The 838-nt window shown below is 59.9% G+C and carries 1 protein-coding gene and 1 pseudogene; one reads left to right on the forward strand and one right to left on the reverse strand.

All coding sequences use genetic code 11. The features are described 5' to 3' along the window. On the forward strand, positions 1-328 hold a 328-nt coding region (locus AC5ZFO_RS48135; protein WP_496124286.1), incomplete at its 5' end, for a hypothetical protein. 58 nt (positions 329-386) lie between these two features. Here the strand turns inward: AC5ZFO_RS48135 and AC5ZFO_RS48140 are convergent. Then, positions 387-838 (reverse strand): annotated as a pseudogene (locus tag AC5ZFO_RS48140) (integrase core domain-containing protein); the annotation flags it as partial.

The raw sequence follows: 838 nt of genomic DNA on the forward strand, positions 1-838 counted from the left end.
TTTTCCAATGGCCGCGCGGAACGGCGGCTTGCAGACGTTCGCCGCGTTGGCAGCGGCCATGTGTTCGCGCCATGTTGACTTTGACATGCGACGTAATGTTCGCGGTCTACGAGATTTGAGTCCCCTGCGCTGGCGGCAGCAGTTCCTGACCGCCGAATTTGCGAAAGCGAGAAGCATCAATAAGTTTCGCGAGGTGAGCTACATGCTCAAGGCGATTCATGCCCAGGAAATTCGTGAGTCGGCTGACGGAAGGCGCGGGCAACGACGAGGATCTGCGCACCGCCAGGATGAACAAGGAGGCCGATCACATCGCGCAGAATGTCCATGAGAGAGTCCCGGTTGTCTGAACAGAGTTTCCGCGTCGATAGGTGGAGCCTGTGCCGGGGTTAGGCTGCCATGCGGAGTGGCCGCGGGGTGAAGTAGGCTTGATCCGGCGTGCTGCCGTCAAGACTCGAATGGGGACGCCTGCTGTTATAGTATCTGCGCCAAGTCTCCACCTTTTCTCGAGCGTCCGCAAGCGACAGGAACCAATGGGCATTGAGGCATTCGGCCCGGAAGCGGCCATTGAACGCTTCGATAAAAGCATTATCGGTCGGTTTGCCCGGGCGTGAGAAGCCCAGCGTGACGCCGCGCTGGTAGGCCCAGAGGTCGACGTCACGCGACACGAACTCGCTGCCTTGGTCCACGCGGATCGTCGCCGGGAAAAGCCCACTTCGTTGCAAACCCTTTCCAGCACCTCGACAACATCGGTGCCGCGGAAAGTGAGCCGCGGCTCCAAGGCGGGCGAGAAGCGGGAGAAGATATCGATAATCGTGAGCACCCGGAGCTTGCCACCATT

Source organism: Bradyrhizobium sp. Unk1 (assembly GCF_059512345.1).